The organism is Shewanella sp. 553, from assembly GCF_059338375.1.
The window spans coordinates 3607593-3628425 of the sequence record NZ_CM181701.1 but is presented as its reverse complement, the minus strand read 5'-3'; the positions used below and the strand labels follow the sequence as shown (position 1 = coordinate 3628425).

Here is a 20833-nt window from a genome sequence, read left to right as displayed (position 1 = left end):
ATTCGTATTTTCTATACATGTTACCAGTAATGTCGATGCAATCGACATAACCACTCAAAATACGTAACACATGTCGATTTAATCAGATTTTATAAACATGTTTGCTTTACATGTCGATTGAATCGACATAAGCTCACTGCACTATTTGTTTATGTCGAAAAAAGAAGGTTTTTTAAACATGGAATGGCAAGCTGACCAAGCATATAACCATTTGCCGCCCTTACCGCTAGACACTGAGCTAGGGGAAATGGCCGAAACCTTACCCATACTCAAAGCCTGTATTCCAGCCCGTGCCGCGCTTGCTGAATTAAAGCAAGCGGGTGAGCTATTGCCTAACCAAGGCTTGCTGATCAACTTATTACCATTACTTGAAGCCCAAGGCAGTAGCGAGATTGAAAACATTGTCACTACTACCGACAAGCTATTTCAGTACGCCCAAGAAGACAGCCAAGCCGACCCGATGACCAAAGAGGCGCTTCGCTATCGCACCGCCCTTTACCAAGGCTTTACCGAGCTAACCAGCAGGCCATTGTGTGTCACCACCGCATTAGAAATTTGCAGTACCATTAAATCGGTGCAAATGGATGTGCGTAAAGTGCCAGGTACTAGCTTAACCAATCAGGCCACAGGTCAAGTTATCTATACCCCACCAGCAGGCGAAGCTGTCATTCGTGACTTGCTAAGTAACTGGGAAGCCTTTTTACATAATCAAGATGATGTAGACCCACTGATTAAGATGGCCATGGCCCACTATCAGTTTGAAGCGATTCACCCTTTTATCGATGGTAATGGCCGTACAGGACGTGTACTTAATATTCTTTACCTGATTGACCAACAACTGCTTAGCGCACCTATCTTGTATTTAAGCCGTTATATCGTGGCTAACAAGCAAGATTACTATCGCTTGCTACTTAACGTGACCACCAAGCAAGAATGGCAAGCGTGGATCATTTTCATGCTTAATGCCGTTGAACAAACCGCTAAGTGGACTACCCACAAAATTGCCGCCGCCCGTGAACTAATCGAGCACACCACGGAATATGTGCGTCAGCAGTTACCTAAAATCTATAGCCATGAGCTAGTACAAGTGATTTTTGAACAGCCCTATTGTCGTATTCAAAACCTAGTTGAAAACGACATAGCAAAGCGCCAAACCGCCTCAGTTTACTTAAAACAGCTGTGCGACATTGGAGTATTGCAAGAGGTGCAATCGGGCAAAGAGAAGCTATTTGTTCACCCTAAATTTGTCACCCTGATGACCAAAGACAGTAATCAGTTTAGCCCGTACTTTGATGCGAGTAACAACAAGTAATTAAACCAACTAATGTAAAGTTTGCAGCAAATTAGCCTGCAGCAATCATTAGCCAAACTAAACATTGAGAACCCAATGAACAACAACGACATCGTACAAAAACTGTGGAACCTCTGTGACGTACTGCGCGACGACGGCATTAACTATTCTGACTACGTAACCGAGCTCGTCTTGCTGCTATTCATTAAAATGGTTCATGAGAACAGTGAAGCGGGCTTACTCAATAAGCACACCTTACCAACAGGCTGCCGCTGGACAGACTTAAGCGATAAAGACGGCTTAAACCTGCTTGATGACTATAAGCGTATGTTACTGACCCTATCGACAGGTAAAGACAGTGAGGGTAACACCCTACACGCCGACCCATTGATTCTAGCCATTTATGCCGATGCCCAAACCCGCCTGCGTGAGCCACGTCATTTAAAGCAACTCATCAAGTCATTAGACTCTATCGACTGGTTTAGCGCCCAGAAAGACGGCTTAGGCGACTTGTATGAAGGCTTGTTAGAAAAAAACGCCAACGAGACCAAATCAGGCGCAGGCACCAGTACTTTACTCCGCGCGCATTAATTGACTCTATGGTACGGGTGATTAACCCACAAGCAGGTGAAGTCATTCAAGATCCAGCCGCAGGTACCGCAGGCTTTTTAATTGCCGCCGATACTTACATTAAAGCGCAAACCGATGACCACTTTGACCTCGATGCCAAGCAAGTGGCATTTCAAAAAAACAACGCCTTTGTCGGTGTCGAGTTGGTGCCATCAACCCGCCGCTTAGCCCTGATGAACTGCCTACTGCATGGCATGGAAGGCGACGATGAAGGCGTAGTGCATCTAGGTAACTCACTCGGCCAAGTGGGCGCTGAATTACCAAAAGCCGATATCATTCTGGCTAATCCGCCCTTTGGTACCAGCAAAGGCGGTGATGCCTCTATTACTCGTGACGATTTAACCTATCCCACCAGCAACAAGCAGCTAGCCTTCTTGCAGCACATCTACCGTAACTTAAAGGCGGGTGGCCGCGCCGCCGTAGTATTGCCAGATAACGTGTTGTTTGAAGCGGGCGTCGGTACCGATATTCGCCGCGACTTAATGAACAAGTGCAACCTGCATACCATCCTAAGGCTGCCAACTGGCATCTTCTACGCCGCAGGGGTTAAAACCAATGTGCTGTTTTTTACCAAAGGCTCTGAGGCCGACAAGCACCAAGAAGAAAACTGCACCACTAACACTTGGGTATACGACCTACGTACCAATATGCCTAACTTTGGCAAACGTACCCCGTTTGGTCAGCAACACTTAAGCCCATTTGAGACCGTGTATAACGCGCCACTAGCAGAACGTAAAGAAGGTGAGTGGAGCTTTAATGCCGAAGAAGTGGAAGTTGAAAGCACTGAGGTCAACAAGGGCGTAGACCCACGCTTAGCTCACAGTCGCTGGCGGGTGTTTAGTCGTGAATTCATTCGTGACACCAAATCAGATTCACTGGATATTTCATGGCTTAAAGATGCTAACAGTGTCGATGCGGCCGATTTAGGTACACCAGAAGAGCTGGCAGGCGAAGCCATGACAGAACTGAAAGGTGCATTGGCTGATCTTGAGGCTTTGGTTGCGTCATTAGCGGGTGGGGTGAAGGGATGAGTGAATTAGGTTTATTGCCTGAGGGTTGGGCTCTCACTAACCTTGGTGGTGTTATTAGCATCTCTTCAGGAAAAGGGTTAACTAAATCCAAGATGGTAGAAGGTGATACCCCTGTATTTGGGGGTAATGGTATTACTGGTTGGCACAACGACAGCAACATAAATAAAGAGACTATAGCTATCGGTCGTGTCGGTTTTTATTGTGGTTCAGTCCATCTGACACCAGCTAAAGCTTGGATTACCGATAACGCTTTTGTTACTAGTTTTGATGAGGGCTTAATAAACAAAAAGTTTCTTTATCAATTGTTGACTAATACTGATTTAAGGCAGAATGATTCGAGCACGGCACAACCTGTTATCTCAGGATCTAAAGTATACCCCATAGAAATTAATCTCCCCCCACTAGCCGAACAAAAAGTTATAGCCGACAAGCTGGATGAACTGCTGGCGCAGGTAGAAAGCACCAAAGCCCGCCTCGATGCCATCCCCGCCATCTTAAAATCATTCCGCCAATCGCTCTTGGCTGCGGCAGTTAGTGGCAAATTGACAGAAGAGTGGCGTGGTGAGACATACGCTATTGAAGAAGGAAGAAAAAGCATTGAAAATACATATTCTATTGAAGACAAATATGCTTTTGATATTCCGACTAGTTGGATGTTAACAGCTATTGGTAACATAGCTAATTTTCAGCAAGGATTACAGATAGCTAAATCGTCGAGAGGAAAAGAGACTGATGATGGAGTTCTTCCAATACTAAGAACCGTTAATTATGAAAACTCATTCACTAAAGATGTACATTATGCATTTATAGACAGCAAATCAATTATTGCTGAACCTGAAGATATAGTTTTATCAAGAACAGGAACTGTCGGTAGGGTGCTTACTGGATATAGAGGCATTATGCATAATAATTCCTTCAGAATTAATTATGATACAAATGTAATCATTCGTGAATTTCTAATTTTCTTTTTATCGTCTCCTATCTGTCAAACTTACGTCAGGGAAAATTCTGGACGCTCTACTCAACCTGATCTAACTCATAAGGCTTTCGCTAGATGTCCGATACCAGTCTTAGCGAAAACCGAACAAACCGAAATCGTCCGTCGTATCGAAGAGCTATTCGCCTTCGCCGATAAAGTCGAAGCGCAGGTTAATGCAGCACAAACACGAGTTAATAACCTCACCCAGTCGATACTGGCTAAAGCCTTCAGGGGCGAATTAACTCAAGAGTGGCGCACTGCGAACCCTGAACTCATTTGCGGCGAAAACAGCGCACAGGCTTTGCTTGAGCGTATAAAAGCGGAAAGAAAAAAGCTCAAGCCCGCAAAGAATGCGCGAGCTAAAAAGGCTAAGGTATGATGGGTGCTATCTATTGTTTGAATTTAGCTGGTGGTGCAGAGCAAACCGAAATTGCTCGTATCATCCCTGATACTCAGCCTTCGGCCCTGCTTTCTGCAGTCCAAAATCGTTCCCGACGATTTTGTGTCCGTCGTGTCGAAGAGCTATTCGCTTTCGCCTATAAAGTTGAAGCGCAGGTCAATGCCGCACAAGCGCGGGTTAACAATCTCACTCAGTCGATACTCGCTAAAGCCTTCAGAGGAGAACTCACCGCCGACTGGCGCGCCGCTAACCCTGAACTTATTAGTGGTGATAACAGCGCACAGGCCTTGCTTGAGCGCATTAAAGCCGAACGGGAAGCGCTTGCATTAGCAGCCAAAGCCGCTAAGAAAAAGCCCAGCACTAAAAAGGCAAAAGCATAATGGGTGTAATTTATAGTGTGAGTTTAGCTGGTGGCGCAGAACAAACCACTCTTTCACATAATCAGGCTCGTATCATCCGGCCGCCAAGGAAGGCGGGAGTAGAGAATAGGCAAGGAGCATTCGTGTTGAAGAACTATTCGCCTTCGCAGGTTAAAGTTGAAGCGCAGGTCAATATTGCACAAATAGTGGTTAACAAGCTCACCCACAAAATGTCAGGAGCATTTTGCTCCGCTTTAGCGCCTGTATAGGGAGAAAATCGATATTCGCTAAAGCTTTCAGAAGTGAACTTACCTTGCGAGGTGTGATTTATTACATTGTTTCATATAAATCAATAGATTAATATTGCCTGTGATTTTGGTATTAGTAAAAGTGTTGAATACCGTTACTAATGCTGACAGACAGTTGGCCAGTAAGCATCGTGTGTTTAAGCAGTAGATACTAGCGCTTTAATTATGTATTGGATAAAAAGCGTGAGCAGTACTAACCATTCACAAGTCAAACTAAAACGTTTGGTCAGCACAAAAATAATAAGGAACGTTATGAATATATTAGGGATAGCCTTTTCTGGTGATTTGTACTCTCCAATCACTTACAAACGTCAATCTGTTTTACATTCGAATCCTGTATAAGTCATTACCAATCAGATGTTTATTATTCATCGGGAATAGTTGGAAAGACTATATCATCGGTCATCCGAAGAGCATTAGGGAACAATTAGTTAATGTACGAGCAACCAAGAAAAAGTGGCGATACCTCATCTAGTTACGAATTACGTACTCCACGGATTCGTTTAGAGGAGGATGTCGTTCTTGCACCAGAGACGCGCAGAATGTTTGAAGAGGCTATTGGTGCTATGCGTCATCATAAAACAATCTATACAGATTGGGGTTTTGAAGCGGTTGACCCTATGGGCCGTAATATGATCCTCAATTTATATGGTCCACCGGGAACAGGTAAAACTCTTGCTGCCGAAGCCCTCGCAGGAACTTTAGAGCGCCAGTATTTTCACATCGGTATATCTGAACTTGAAAGTAAATATGTTGGAGAGACGGCCAAAAATATAGCTGCAACATTTAAAACGGCAGCGTTGGAAGGTGCGGTCATTTTTTTTGATGAAGCAGATACATTACTTGGGGCTCGACTCTCTTCGGTTACTCAAGGCATCGATAATGAAATTAATGCTATGCGGTCAACATTATTAATGGAATTAGAGCGCTTTGATGGCATCGTAATTTTTGCAACCAATTTTGCTAAAAATTACGATAGCGCTTTTGTCAGCAGGATTCGCTATCACATTGAGTTTAAACTCCCTGATATAGAAGGACGTAAACAATTGTGGCAGCGAATGCTGGTTCCTGGCGTCCCGTTAGACGAAGAGCGCGATATGATAATTGAACGTTGTGCTGTTGCATCTGATGGTTTATCAGGTCGTGAAATAAGAACTGTTTTACGTACAGCTTTTCCTCGTGCATTAGTCGAATGTGATAAAGACCCAAGGGTTAAGTGGCATCACTTTGAAACAGCAATAGAAGATGTTTGTTCTGCAAATAGGAATGTGGGTAAAAGTAGAAAAGATGTAATAACAAAAGCAGCCAATAATGTGACTAATACCGAGGTTAGTCGGCGGTTACTCGGAATTATGGAATAAGCGTTTAATTTTAAAGGGGAAATAAAATGGGTTGGTTCAGTAATGCTTGTAGTTCAGTGGGTAACTTTGTTAGCTCTGCAGTTAGCACAGTAAAAAGTGCAGCTAGTTCTGCATATGAAACAGTTAAAAGTGTTGCAAGCAAAGCAATCGGTTGGATGGCAGAGAAAGCAGACGTTTTTGTGGGTAGCGTAAAAAAAGCCTGGAAGGCCGTTAAACCTTATGTTGAACAAATACGTGGAGTACTACGTTCAGCCGCACAATCAGTGTCGCATCCTTGGTTAAAAACGGCATTACTGTCGTTAGAAAAAGGCTTGGGGGCATTAACCGCATTTGAAAAATCCCCAATTGCAAAGAAAATAGATGCTGCAATTAAATGGTCAATTAAACTTGCTCAACGATGGCACAAGGCCCAAACGGTTGATGCAGATAAAAATGAACGGAGCGAATCAACTAACCAACAAAATGATGTACTCAACGCTGAAGAATTGAAAGAAGCTAAAACACATCAACAAGAGTTTCGTTTTGCAGAGGACGAGGTGATACCCGAGGAACAAAGACACAACCTTGAATTAGCTTCTGCAATCAATGACTTTGAAATTGCAAAAGCGGAATTATCGTTAGCAATCGATGCCGAACCCACAGATTTCGAACATTATTTACGCCTACGTGCAACACAAAAATTGCTGACTATTGCGGATAAAAAGCTTCGTACATCAATGACTGTTGATGATCTGAACTCTGATGATTTATTTTTAATTAGAATAGCTTCAGATCTCATCAAGGCTAATCCAGAGTTAAATAAAAATGCTGCAGAGCGCTTAGACCGTGTATTGACAAGGCAGCATGGTAAAAAACTTGCTCCTTTTGTTTTTGAAGAGCTCATTGTGTCTTGGGCGAAAAATGCAGAGGTTCTTGAGGAAGAGTGGAATATTGCTAACAGAGCTTATGCGAAAGACAAAATGCTATTACAGCGTTTGACTCTGGCATGTAAAATTCAAGATGAACTTTCTAGTGAAGAGGCAAGTGAGTTAGCGCTACTAGAGATAAATGTACCTAAAAATAAGTTATCACTTGATAAATTATCTGAAGAACAATTAGATATTGAACGTTATGTTGGAGCTGCAGAGGGGTTCCTACAATTACTCGAGAAAACAGAAGAGCAGATTGAATTAGAAGATCGTAGTTATTTACTTGAGGACGGTCATAAAATAGGTGTATTGCTGATAGATTGTGCCGAGCATAGTAAGTCATTCAATGAGTTAACTCCTGATGAGCAATCGCTTTTAAACGACTATGCCAATATATTCAAACAAGAATCAAAAGTGCGCATGGATACTATTCTTAAGGTTGCTGTATGAATTTAGATGCAATATTAGACTTTTTAATACCGGATATTAGTGACCCACTGCAAGCGTTTTTTTTGTCCATCATTCTTTTTATGATGCTTTGTACCATTGTGAGTGCCCACCTAATCGCTAAACCTAAATCTTGGGAGAAAAAGTGGCATAGAGGTACACCGAATGATACGACTGATGATTTAGATATTGAGCATGGTAGCGTGACGGATCTGTGGCATGCCGTTGCTACAGCTCCTGAAAAACTGGTCGAACTCATGCCAGGGTTACTATTAATCATTGGTTTACTCGGTACATTTCTAGGACTGGGCATGGCACTTAATCATGCTTCTAATATTCTTAGTCAGCCTAATGCGCTAGATGCGAGTAGTGCTGCAGATAGTATGCAGCATCTGCTTGGACTTCTTAATGGTCTCGGCACTAAATTTAAAACATCAACATGGGGAATAAGTGGTTTTATTCTGCTTAAAATTTGGAGTGAATTTGCTCGTTTCGATGAGAAACGTCTTACTTGGGTCATTGATAAAGTTAAAAATGAGATAGAGCATCGCAAGAGTATTCAACTTGCCATGGAAGATGAAAAGCAAGCCGCATTGTTTTCTCAAATAAGTAGTGTCTCTGTAAATATGGCTAGCGCTTTTTCCAACAAGTTAGATCAATTGCTTGAGCAAAATAAACAAAATAACAGTCAAAATAGCCAACTATTGAGTGATAATTTTGATTCATTAGAGCAATGTATTAACCAAGCTCATTTATCAACACAGAATGAATCAAAGAATAATAGCTTACAGTTGCAAGAGGTATTGAAAAATACTAATGACCAGACGCGCACATGCATAGAAACTGGTATTTTAACTCTAGTGAACAAATCGACTGAAGTGCAAAAGCATACAAGCGAAACACTTAGAGCTGGCCTCAACGATATAAAAAATAGACTGACTCAGGTTCATCAACAAACTCAAAAATCTATAAATAATAGTATCAATGGTCTACAAGAAACAATTGAGTCTGTACGCATTGAAACGCAAGCGACTAAAGAAGCAATGCAGTCTTTTACTGATAATAGCCAATCAGTTATTGAAAACATGGCTGGTGCCGCTCAAAGGATGGCTCAAGGAGCAGATAAAGTAGGACTTGCTGCAAGTGACTTAGTGAATGCTGTTGATTCATTCAATAGTCAATTTACTGAAGTGCTCGATAATGTCCGTAGTGATCTGTCTTCTGCTATTAAGGATATGAGCAGTGAAGCGTCGTTAACTCTTGAGCGCGGTAGTACACAATTGGGCAAAGCTACACTTGAAATATCAACTGCACTTGGTGTGTTATCAACAGATGTAAAAGAAACAATGGGAGATGTGAAAACATCGATTGATGAAGCGCTTCATATCCAGAAAAAAGCCGCTGTTGAATTTACGCTATCAAGTAACGTGCTTAATGAAAGCATTGCAATGTCGACAGAGATTGTAAGTAAACTTGGTAAGCCTATTGAAGCAGGGTTAAGTGCTATTTCAACCTCTGGGCAACAAATGCGGAGTATAGGCGAGTCACTTAAAAGAAATGAAACTGCTTTAGAGCAGGTCATCGGCAACTTGGCTAATTTACCGGCAGCATTAGAACCATTGCAGTTACTGAGTAGTCATCAAAGTCATTTACTCTCTAGTCTGAAACCTTTGGATACATTATTGGTGCAACAACATGAGTTTATTAATGAGGTTAAATTATTAAGGCAAGATGCTGCAGAGCATAGTGCGAGTGTAAAAGCTAACCAGTTAATCTTAAGTGATACGCTGGATATGTCTGTTCAACGGGCAGATCAGATCGTTAGTTATGTTTCCGAGTTATCATCCTTATTAGCATATTTGAAAGAATACCCAGATTCACAGCAACAGCTTCTGTCCATATTGAGCCCAATTTCTGAAATACCGATAAATCAACAGTTATTACTAGGTGCGCTGGAAGATCTAAAGCTTGATCTTTTTACGAAAGATCCTGGAATTAATTCAGAAGTTGCATGATTAACCTAACATGATGAGCTGACATGAAAGAAAAACCAAGTGAATGGATTGCCATTTCTGATCTGATGGCAGGGGTTATGGCGGTAGTCATGCTACTGCTGGTCGTTGCAGTGTTACAAAAGAGTGTGAGTGATCTTCGTTATCAAGAAGAATTAGCTAAGGCACTTGAACAAAAAGACGATCCAGTACTTAAGGTGACCAAGCTATTAGGTGAAATGTTGAAAAACACAGATACTTCAAATTTAATTGCTTTGGATAAATATACCAACAGACTGACACTACGAGATGGTGTGTTTGAAAGAGGGAGTGCATGTTTAAACCCTGAAGCAGCTGCTGCAGTACATGCTATCCAAAGTGAATTAGTGAGATTCTTAATCGATAATCCTAAGGCTATGATTTTAGTTGAAGGTTATACGGATAATATCCCTGTAAGTAGACCTGTGACGGACTATAAACGGTTCTGTACTGTGTATGATGATAATTTTACGCTATCAGCAGCTAGAGCAAGAGAGGCCAGACGTGAACTTATTGGAACATTAGATGTTGATACTTCAAAGCGAATTATCGTCGCTGGGTATGGAGAGTCTAAACCCCTCTCAGGAATGGAACCTTCAGATCCAAGAAATCGTCGAGTAGAAGTTCAACTGCTTATTCAATAAGTAAGTGATGGCTTAAGCCTTTTAATAATAAAGATTATTTTAAATAAAGTGCTGTATTTTTATCTGTACTGTTTTAATGAACTTTGATGTATTAACTGTTTCAAGGCTAAGGGCTGTATGACCTGAAATTAGACAAGCAATGATGGACTATCACCAGTACAGAACGAAATTTGTCCATAATAGTTGGTGAAGTTCTACCAAACAATGTAATGAGGTTACCAACTCTATGTTTGAGTTGGTAACCACTGGGATCATTTGCTAAAGCATCGAGTCATGTTGGTGACTAATAACCATAAATAATGTAATAGTACTATCCAGCTCCACGGAAGGATTAAACGAGTGAAAAAATGAATAATACTCTAAATATGTTTGCCTTACTGTTTACATCAGGAATTGGTATTTCCATTCAAATATTGATCATCATTGCCCTTGCTGCAACTAATTGGCATCAGTTTAGGCAAAAATGTCGTGTCCTGACAAAGCAGCTGCAACCTGCTATTGATCATTTAAGCCGTATAGAAAATGCTGACGCAATGCCTGCCGAGTTTTATGAGCTTGAAGAGACTATTACAGAGTCTCCAGTGATGAGAAATCCTTGGCGTGAATTCAATGAAGTCTTACTTTTACCTGGAGAACACCACCTTACAGAAAGAGATGTCATAGTTAATACTCGTAGACCGCAGCAATTTTTTTCAGACCAGACAATTATTCGCCCACATCTCGATGTCCGTTACTTCAATTCAGTACCAAATAAATTAACAGGTTTAGGTATTTTAGGTACCTTTTTAGGACTGGTCGCGGGTATTTACTTAGCCTCGTCAGGCATTGGTTCCAACGATATAGATGAAGCCAAGGAAGCACTCTCGCATCTATTAGATGGCGCTTCGCTAGCCTTTTTAACTTCAATTGCTGGTTTGATCACCTCAATGATTTTCTCTTGGCGTGAGAAAAAAAATAGCCATAAGCTGAAGGGCTTGTTAAACCAGTGGAATGATTTATTGGAAGAGCGGTTAGAGTTTGTAAGTAGTGAGCGTATAAATACTGAGATATTAAAAGAGTCTCGTAGCCAGACTCAAGCTCTAAACAGTTTTTCGACTGATTTAGCCGTTAGTTTGGGGCAAGTACTTAACGAGCAAGTATCGCAACCTTTAAACGAAACGCTTGGTAATATTCAATTAGCATTAGAACAACTCAATCAAAACCAATCTAAAGCTGCCGATGAGACCATTGAACGTCTGATTTCTGAATTTAGCCAAAGTATTTCTGGTGCAGCAGGTAAAGAGATGGAAGCGTTTGCGACTACCATGCAGTCGTTATCTGGTGATCTACGTGAGCAAATGAAGGCGATGAATGAGAACCATGAAAATATGCAGCGGAGTACCAAAGATACGATTGGAGATTTAAGCAAAGCATTCACTGAAGGTTCCAATCAGATGCGAGAGGAAATTAGCTCTGGAGTAGCAAGCATGGTAAATGGCGTCACGCAATCAGTAGGTGAAATGACAACCATGTTAAAAGAAGCCACACAAGAGTCTGCAGCTAATATGAGGAAAATAGCAACAGAGTTCGATTCTTCTATAGCCAAACTTCGTGATAGTACAAACGATATCGCTGACATTACATCAAATAATAAGGCCTTGGCCGAAGAAATTCGCCTTGTTGTTGTATCTCTTTCTGATGTCCACCAGCGTATTGCCTCTGTCGTACAGCCGATAGCTGATCTTGCTGAGGATTTAAATGGTAGTAGTGAGTCACTGAATACCGGGATAAATACTCTTTCAGATTCAGCTAAAGCTAATCAACAAGCAGTTACCCAAATAAAAGAGATGCAAGATGAATTACGAAGCTACTGGGAAAGTTATCATAATCGATTTGTGGACGTTGATGAGTCATTAGGGAAAACTCTTGAAAGCCTTAATCAGGGTTATGCAACCTTCGCAGAGTCGACAACAAGTTACTTAACGGGGTTAGATAGTAATGCTGCACAAATAGTGGAGAAGTTATCTGGTGCAGTAAGAGAACTTGCAGATGTTGTCGAAGAATGGTCTGCTACGGCATAGGGTGACTTATGAGTATTGATAATGAACTAGAGCTTGATGAAGGCTCAGGTTACCTTGTATCTGTGAGTGACTTAATGTCCGGATTGGTATTCATATTTATCATCACGTTGGTGGCATTTATTCTTAATTTCCAAGATGCAGCACAAAGAACTGCTCGTGTTCAGGAAAAGATGGAAACTGAAATTGAACGGCTTAATACTGTTAAAAAGCGCATGGAAAGTAATGATTATATCCGTGCTAAATTGCTTCAAGAATTGCAACGAAGATTAGAAGAAGAACATGGCATTATCGTTAATGTAGACGAGGCTCATGGTGTACTTCGGTTAACGGAAAATGCTATCACTTTTGCATCAGGATCCGCACAGTTAAACGACGATAATTTGATAAAATTAAAAGCCATCCGTAATGTTTTAGAAGATGTTTTACCTTGTTTTGCAATAAATCTAGCGGCATCACTTTCTTCCTGTGAAGGTGAAAAAAAAGATCACGCTTATTTAGAGGCTATCTTCATTGAGGGACACACTGATAATACTCGTTATAGAGGTGATGATACGGGCAAACTCAACTGGCAGCTATCCGTTAATAGAGCAATTAAAACTTATATGGAATTAGTTAGTGCTTCCGAACTATTGAAGTCAATGGATAATGATAACAATGAAGCTATTTTTAGTGTGTCTGGTTATGGTGAAGAGCGTCCTATATCGGGGCATCGTCATCATGTGCCTACTGATGATCAAGCAAACCGCCGCATAGATTTAAGGTTCATAATGACACCGCCAGAGTTTACTGATGCAGAGAAGGAGCTATTAATTAAAGGTTTTAAGGGATAAATTATGTCGCTTAAGGCCAAGCTTAACCAACTCCCGATTGTTTTTAATCTCAAACGCCTAGAGCTAGAACATAGTCGACTCCATATAGCCACACAAAGAGCCTTAATTACCCTTGGGGAATTTGATGCTGTAGAGCCATCTGAATTTGAACTACAAAGTGAATATCGGAAGGCTATAGCCGCTATCACTGAACCTTCACTGTGGCCAAAACTAAGTAAGCGTAGCTTACGCACATTTGCGTGGATGTTGTTCTCTTCTCCAGTTAAAGGTAGCGAAAGCTTGATGGATATTGGTGGGTTCTGGCAGCCTTATTCGCAAGAGCTAGCAAGGAGGCAATACAAACGTGGTTGGTTGACTATTTACTATGTCTTAATGCTAACTTATCCATATCAAAACAAAGGATTTGAAGCCGTACGTCAATCGTTAACCTACGCATTACGCTATGCAGTCGATCATAAATCAATGACAATATGGGCACGATGCGAGGATTTTGACCTACTCGAGCAAAATGGGCACAGAGTTTTACTTAATTACCTAGATGATGGCGAATCACTTGATGAACTGTATGAGCGAGCAGGGCTGACAGGGGCTCTTGCGACAGGGAGACTAGCTCAGCTTACTTACTTAGAGTTTTTAAACAAAACCCAGCCATTATTAGCCTCACGTGAGTGGCAAAAGCAAACTATCGGTCAAATACTCCGAGAATCTATTACTCAGCAAAGGACGCTGAAATATCCTTCTTATCGTTCGCATTTAATAGAAGCGTTATTACTTCCTTTTCAAAACCAAAAACCACTTAAAGAAGTTAAGGAAACCATCAAAGGTTTTGTGCTTAGCTTTTTCAAGGACCCGAGAGTTAACAATGCATTGTGGGTTAACGTGAATATTGAAGCAAAGAAGATATTTTTGTCTTGGATGGTGGAAAGTACATTAGAAGACTTTTTTTCTTTACTTGACTATGTTTCTCATGGAGATGATACCGCCGATAGGCACTGGCGATACAGAAAGGCATTCTGGAAGGCGTATCTAGATATAGAGGCAATCGATGAGGCTTGGTTAGTATTGGGACCGCATGCTAAATCAATGTCGAACCACTTTTTAAAAGGTGAAACTAGCTATGGTTATTTTGTTCGAGGTTCTGGTGTTAATCATAGGCATTCAGCTTTGATATTAAGAATTGGTAATTTAATCATTACAGAGTGGAGTCACTCGGGAAAATATAGATATTGGCTAGATACGAGTCAGTTCGCGCCTCGATTCTACCTAACTGAATACAACAGAAAGATGTTAGTAAACTTACCGTATCATGAAGACAGTCATTATAACTCAGAAAATGGTACATGGCAGAGACAGTTAAGTGACTCCATTGCAAATCACACAAATATAAAGATTAAATATAACAATTACATGCGGGTATAATTATGGGTATGGCAAATTTAAGTTGGCAACTTATTGAGGGTAAATTACGTTTCCATCTAGAGTCTGATGGTACCGTGATACCAACCAAAAAGTGGGGGAATTTTGTTTGCCATACATCTCATGGTTTAGGCTCAGTTGCTCCTCTACTTAGTTGGCTTGAACAAGATAGTGCCGAGGATAAAAATAGCTATATAGATGTTGCTGAGGAAGTAGTTGCTCAATGTGACGCCACCGAAGTATTGCAGCTTGGGTTACCTGCAGTTGTTCCGTTTAAGATAAAAATATCGGGTAGTGGTCCAATACATATACCTACGTTTAAATTGACTTCAATATGGTTAGATACGCGCTCTCGACCTATGATGGGCTTGAAACGAGATGGCATAATGTTGCATCAGGGGGCTAAGCGTTACCTGATAAATGAACCTTTATTTTCTTTAATCAAGCATATAGAAGATTTCCAACAGAGTAATTTTGAAGATATTGACAATAAGATGTTGGCTTGGGGATTACTGCAGCAGTTTTTACCTTCAGATGCTGTCGTGGATGGTCAACTCAGCACCATAACAGTATCTTCTGCTAATAGGTTTACTTTAGATATTGACTCAAAAGGTCAAGTGCACCCTGTACTGGTTACGCCTGTCACTGATTTTGATGGTGATATTACCGATTACAGCCCACTACTTCCTAGACAATATGAAAAAAATTTTTCTAAGCAGTTTTCTGGTAAGAAAAATTGTGTTCCTCATTATGCTCTAGGGCAAGGACAATATGTCATATTGTCCCCAAGTATGGTCGAGGCGATGAACGTAGTAAGAGATGTTCAGAAGGGAACTATACAAGATAAACTTGCTTTTATTGCCAATCCAGCAGGAAAAATAACTCAAGCACTCGAGCTACAATATAGTGAAGAGGAGGTTGAGCAGTTCTTTGTCGAAACTCCAGAGTTTTTAAGCCTTCGAATACAACAATTGGGAGTTTGGGAGCCAAAGCTCTGTGCTTATAGGCTGGAAAATTCGACTAGCTGGGTACCTGATGATGAAATTTTGACTCTTATTCTTGGTGAGCAGGTGGTTGAAATTACTCCTGAGGACGCTGTTGGCTTAAGCGAACAAATAGAAGACGCAATCGCGAAAGGTAATTCTACCGTTCAGCACGGTAATCAAGAGCTCCCTGCAACCCCTGAAACTTTAGCTGCAGTTCAAAGAGTGGCTCAAGCAGTCTCCGGTGATTTGGATAAAGATAATAGCCTTGAAGGAGAAGGTAGAACCAACGATACATTGGTTCCTATAACTACGGATAATATTGAAGAACTTGAGTATCAGATTTGCAAAACGCCAAGAGCAAGTTTAAATGGTGAGTTTCCCGAACTACTTCAAACAGTATCTTTATATCCACATCAAAAAGTGGGTCTGTCATGGCTACAAGAGCATTGGAAGCAAGGTAGTAATGGGGTTCTTCTAGCAGATGACATGGGGTTAGGTAAAACATTGCAAAGTCTAGCTTTTATGGCTTGGATAAAAGAAGCAATGAATGAAAATGTTTACCCCAATAAGCCTATGTTAATAGTTGCTCCTTCAGGCTTGTTAAAGAATTGGAAAGATGAAGAGGCTGTGCATTTAAACAAGCCTGGTCTAGGCCGTGTTTTCGAGGCATATGGCCCCGGAATGAAGTCACTTAGTGGCATGTCTGCATTAGACCGTAAACGTGCTTTTGAAGATGCGGACTGGGTATTGACTACCTATGAAACGTTAAGAGATAAGATATTATATTTCCTGCCTATCCAATGGGCATGCGTCACTTTTGATGAAGTTCAGAAAATTAAAAATCCTGTATCGAGAATGACTGAAATGGCTAAATCGTTGTCATGCGACTTTTCAGTAGCCGTCACTGGCACACCAGTAGAAAATGAGTTGAAAGATCTGTGGAGTATTATTGATGCAGTAGAGCCTGGTTATTTAGGGGCGCTATCAGAGTTCCATGATAATTATGTTAAGACAGATGATCCGATTGCTGCTGCAGAAGCTTTAAAATCTAGATTAGTTGATGAAGTATCTCCTTCTATTTTGATGCGGCGCATGAAAGAGGAGCATTTACAAGGGCTGCCTAAGAAGTTTACTAAGCACTACAAAAGAGAGATGACACCTCAGCAGGCACAAGATTACTCGGTTGTCGTCAGTAATGCGCAAGTTAATACCGAAAAAGGGCGAGTGCTAGAAGTGATTCAACAACTCCGTAAAGTGAGTTTGTTTGCTGTTGAAGTTGGAGCAGAGGGATTAACTAACTGCCATATTGAAAGCTCCGCTAGGCTCAAAGAAACTATAGATATTTTAGATACTATTCATGCAGCAGGAGAGCGAGTTCTCATATTCATTGAATCATTGAAACTTCAGGCTTTATTGGTACCTTATCTTCAGCAGCGCTACCAAATGCAGCATCCACCTGCTCGAATAAATGGCTCTATAAATGGAGCAAAACGAAAACAGTTAGTTGATGTTTTCCAGCTTACCCCGGAAGGCGAGTTTAATGTCATGTTGTTATCACCTAAAGCGGGGGGGGTAGGGCTTACATTGACTCAAGCTAACCATGTAATTCATTTATCTCGCTGGTGGAACCCAGCTGTTGAGGATCAGTGCTCTGATCGTATCTATAGAATCGGACAACAAAAAACGGTACATATTCACTACCCGATGGCAGTACATCCAAAATATGGCGAAGCATCTTTTGATATAAGGTTGAATGAGCTGCTAGAGCGAAAGAGAGAGCTAAGTCGAAACCTGCTTTTACCAGCAGCAATTACAGCTGCAGAGATTGAGCGATTGCTAGGTGATGCAGTAGGAGATAAAACATAATGGCAAGTAGACCCGTATTTTAAACAATGATCAATTGATATTTAAAAAGTTAAATAGATAGTCCAAAGTAACTGGTAGCTGCTATATAATTCAGCCTTAAAGAGACTGAATTATTAAAGTTATCGATTAACAGGGTAATCCTCATTGTCATCAAAGCAGTCTGATAAAAATATTAAACACAGTTGGTTTGGCTATCTTTATTTGGGCAAGCTAAAGGCGGTAGAGCTGACCGAGAAAGGCATTAGGTTCCACCGTGAACAAGGCCTGTTTTTAGCCAAGTATCGCTCAGTTACAGTGCCACCAGCTGAAATGATGTTTACATGGCAGCAACTGGATACCCCACCCACTTTTAACTTTAGTCCCCTAGGTTATCTGCTTGGCTTTACGGTATCTGGTAAAGCTTATCAGCTTCCCTATTTAACCTATTTAGCTGACTACCGCTTTGGTAATGAAGTGACGCAGCGTTGGGCTAATGCAAATGGACAGCGAATCTGTGAGCTGGTGGCTCGAGTTGAGCGCACCATTACTACGGAGTACCTGCGCCAATCACGCTTAGAGATGATACAGGCCAGAGTTAAGCGTGAGTATAAACGCTGGTTTCCCTGGTGCGAGAATGCACCACTGGTCAAGGATATAAAAACAGCGCTAACCAAGTTAAAGCAGATGCATAGCTGGAGCCAAGGCGATATAGAAAGGCTACGTGAAAACTATGTTCAAGCACAGCTGATCAAGTTTGCCGATTTCTTTGAGCATGTTGAGTCTAATCCTCTGACCGATAAGCAGCGACGAGCCTGCGTGATTGATGATAACAATAACTTGTTATTAGCGGGTGCAGGTACAGGAAAGACCAGCGTTATGGTGGGTCGCGCTGGCTACTTGATCAAAAGTGGTCAGGCACAAGTTGATGATATTTTGCTGCTCGCCTATGGCAGAAAAGCTGCTGATGAGATGGACGAACGCATTAAAGAGAAGCTTGGTTCCGACGATATCAAAGCTAGCACCTTCCATAGCTTAGGTTTAAGGATTATTGCTAAGGTTGAAGGCAAGGCACCTAGCTTGTCTCCTTGGGCTGAGGATGAAAAAGCTAAAGATAAATGGGTACAAGATACCCTTGAAACCTTCATTAAGGATGAGGCCTATCGTAAACAGCTGTTTGAGTACTTCAGCCAATACTATTATGTTGAAAAAAGCCCTTTTGATTTTGAATCAGAGGGTGAGTATTTCCAGTACTTAACTGATAACGATATTCGCACCTTAAAAGGGGAGCGAGTAAAGAGTTTCGGCGAGCTATACATCGCTAATTGGCTATTCAGTAATGGTATTGAATACCAGTATGAAGCTAAGTATGAGCATGATGTAAGTAGTGTTGATTTCCGCCAGTATCAACCCGACTTCTACCTACCTGACTACGGTGTGTATATTGAGTATTACGGCATTGATGAAGATGATCGTACAGCCCCTTATATCGATAACCAGCAATATCTGGAGTCGATGGAGTGGAAGCGCCAATTGCATAGAGAGCACGAAACAGTTTGCCTTGAGCTTTTCTACCACCAGCATAAAAAAGGTCTGCTTACAAAGCAGCTAGAAGACCAGATTAAAACGCTAGAGATCAAAGAGTCTCCGCTACCCGATGAGGCCATATTAGCGACACTGAATGAACTGGGTCGCGTTACTGAGTTAGCCAAGTTATTTAGTAAGCTTATTGGCTTGTATAAATCAGCTTGTCTCGATAGTCACGGACTAGAAATGGTGTTTAGCCATGCCGCAGATGCGAAGCAGACCCGTAAGGCATTTGAGTTATTGGAGCCCATATTAAGTCGTTACCAACAGCAATTGTCAGCCTCTGGCGATATCGATTTTGAAGACATGATAGGCAAAGCGTTAGGCTATATCCAACAAGGGCAATTTCTTAGTCCATGGCGCTATATCATGGTGGATGAATTTCAAGATATCTCAGAGCCTAGGGCTCGGCTAGTCAAAGCGTTAAGGGACTCTTGCTTACCTGGGAGCAAACCCAAAGCATCATTGTTTTGCGTGGGTGATGATTGGCAGGCAATTTATCGTTTTAGCGGGGCTGATGTTAGTTTAACCACTCAGTTTACTGAATATTTCGGTCCGACAGCTAAAACGTATTTAGACGAAACATTCCGATTTAACAATAGCATTGGTGACGTCGCCACACAGTTTGTGACCAAGAACCCTGTACAGCTTAAAAAAGACATTCGCTCCAATTCAGAGGTTGATTACCCTGCGGTGTCATTGATACGACGAGGCGCACAAGAGCCTGCCAATCAAGATGAACCAAGCCCCAATGCACTTGAACAGGCTTTGAATGCGATTAACAAGCGTGTTGAAAAGGTTGAGGATGAACTTAGCACTAAGTCAAAAGCCCAGCCTGTAGTGTATCTGCTGGCGCGCTTCTGGTTTCAACTACCCGATAAAGTTGAACTAAAGCAGTTAAACAGGCAATACCCAAAGCTGACTATCGAATGCCAGTCTTTTCATGCATCAAAAGGTAAAGAGGCTGATTACGTGGTGATCATGGGGATGCAAAAGGGAAAACATGGTTTCCCGTCGATGAAAGTCACTCCCCCAATACTTGATGCGTTTTTACCTAAGACTGAGGCATTTGAATTTGCAGAAGAGCGTCGCTTATTTTACGTGGCATTAACTCGGGCAAAACATCGAGCATACGTGCTTGCTGATATGACTGACGTGAGTCCATTTGTGATCGAATTGCTTAAAGAAAACTATGCCATCGAGCAAGATGAATTCAACACATCTTTGGTGCAACAAATTTTTGAAGACATAAGCTGTGTGCGCTGTACTACAGGTACGCTGAAGCCCAGAGTTGGCAACTTCAAATCGTTCTTTTCATGCTCCCATTTCCCTTTGTGTGATCATAAAGAGGAGGGGTGTGAGCTTTGCGGTGGCCCAATGACACGTAAACGCTTTACCGGCTTAAAGGTCTGCTTGAATGATGGTTGCGGTCATATAGCACCACTTTGCAGCGCTTGTGGTAGTGATATGAAACTAAAAAAAGGCCCTTATAGTGAATTCTGGGGGTGCTGTAATTATCGAGGCAAAAACAAGCCTAGCTGTAGTAATACTGTCGATAAAGCTAAGCTGTCTTTACCAAACTGAAGCAAATGCTTACCCGCTGGCAATCATTTGAATATACTTTTTTAAAGTTAGTGATCAACTTGGGCGTGATCCACTTGATTCGTAGAGTGTAAAACGCAATGATATTGGCCGTTTGGAAATGGCACTCCTTGCCATCATCT

General features: G+C 41.5%; 13 protein-coding genes and 1 pseudogene. All 14 read left to right on the top strand.

What is annotated here, in order from left to right:
- Positions 1-178 precede the first annotated feature (178 nt).
- The 14 genes and pseudogenes from fic (at position 179) to AC5YBZ_RS15945 (ending at position 20693) form a co-directional block, all read left to right on the top strand.
- On the top strand, positions 179-1312 hold the full coding sequence (gene fic / locus AC5YBZ_RS16010) for a protein adenylyltransferase Fic (RefSeq protein WP_494543184.1): 1134 nt from the start codon (positions 179-181) through the stop codon (positions 1310-1312).
- Between the two features lie 75 nt (positions 1313-1387).
- Positions 1388-2952, top strand: a pseudogene (locus AC5YBZ_RS16005) (class I SAM-dependent DNA methyltransferase).
- Positions 2949-4310, top strand: a complete 1362-nt coding sequence (locus AC5YBZ_RS16000; RefSeq protein WP_494543183.1) for a restriction endonuclease subunit S — start codon at positions 2949-2951, stop codon at positions 4308-4310. The pseudogene AC5YBZ_RS16005 and the gene AC5YBZ_RS16000 overlap by 4 nt, the downstream one beginning before the upstream one ends.
- The gene (locus AC5YBZ_RS15995) at positions 4307-4711 is read left to right on the top strand and encodes a hypothetical protein (RefSeq protein WP_494543182.1); all 405 of its coding nucleotides are present in this window, start codon (positions 4307-4309) and stop codon (positions 4709-4711) included. The genes AC5YBZ_RS16000 and AC5YBZ_RS15995 overlap by 4 nt, the downstream gene beginning before the upstream one ends.
- Positions 4711-4959, top strand: a complete 249-nt coding sequence (locus AC5YBZ_RS15990) for a hypothetical protein (protein WP_119978569.1) — start codon at positions 4711-4713, stop codon at positions 4957-4959. Before AC5YBZ_RS15995 ends, AC5YBZ_RS15990 begins: the two co-directional genes overlap by 1 nt.
- Positions 4960-5432: 473 nt before the next feature.
- The gene (locus tag AC5YBZ_RS15985; protein WP_494543181.1) at positions 5433-6359 is read left to right on the top strand and encodes an ATP-binding protein; all 927 of its coding nucleotides are present in this window, start codon (positions 5433-5435) and stop codon (positions 6357-6359) included.
- Positions 6360-6385: 26 nt separating this feature from the next.
- A complete protein-coding gene (locus AC5YBZ_RS15980; RefSeq protein ID WP_119978571.1) occupies positions 6386-7717 on the top strand; it encodes a hypothetical protein in 1332 nt (443 codons plus the stop codon).
- On the top strand, positions 7714-9729 hold the full coding sequence (locus tag AC5YBZ_RS15975; RefSeq protein WP_494543180.1) for a hypothetical protein: 2016 nt from the start codon (positions 7714-7716) through the stop codon (positions 9727-9729). Before AC5YBZ_RS15980 ends, AC5YBZ_RS15975 begins: the two co-directional genes overlap by 4 nt.
- Before the next feature lie 23 nt (positions 9730-9752).
- Complete coding sequence (locus AC5YBZ_RS15970) at positions 9753-10388, top strand: OmpA/MotB family protein (RefSeq protein ID WP_119978573.1); 636 nt, start codon at positions 9753-9755, stop codon at positions 10386-10388.
- 347 nt (positions 10389-10735) lie between these two features.
- Entirely contained in the window at positions 10736-12448 is a 1713-nt protein-coding gene (locus AC5YBZ_RS15965; protein ID WP_494543179.1) for a hypothetical protein, read from the top strand.
- Positions 12449-12456: 8 nt separating this feature from the next.
- The gene (locus AC5YBZ_RS15960; protein ID WP_119978575.1) at positions 12457-13278 is read left to right on the top strand and encodes an OmpA/MotB family protein; all 822 of its coding nucleotides are present in this window, start codon (positions 12457-12459) and stop codon (positions 13276-13278) included.
- 3 nt (positions 13279-13281) lie between these two features.
- Positions 13282-14697, top strand: coding sequence for an EH signature domain-containing protein (locus tag AC5YBZ_RS15955; RefSeq protein ID WP_119978576.1), 1416 nt, complete (start codon positions 13282-13284; stop codon positions 14695-14697).
- Positions 14698-14699: 2 nt separating this feature from the next.
- On the top strand, positions 14700-17546 hold the full coding sequence (locus tag AC5YBZ_RS15950) for a DEAD/DEAH box helicase (protein WP_494524032.1): 2847 nt from the start codon (positions 14700-14702) through the stop codon (positions 17544-17546).
- 144 nt (positions 17547-17690) lie between these two features.
- Positions 17691-20693: a UvrD-helicase domain-containing protein gene (locus AC5YBZ_RS15945; RefSeq protein ID WP_494524031.1), complete on the top strand. Its 3003-nt coding sequence runs from the start codon at positions 17691-17693 to the stop codon at positions 20691-20693.
- The last annotated feature ends 140 nt before the right edge of the window (positions 20694-20833 follow it).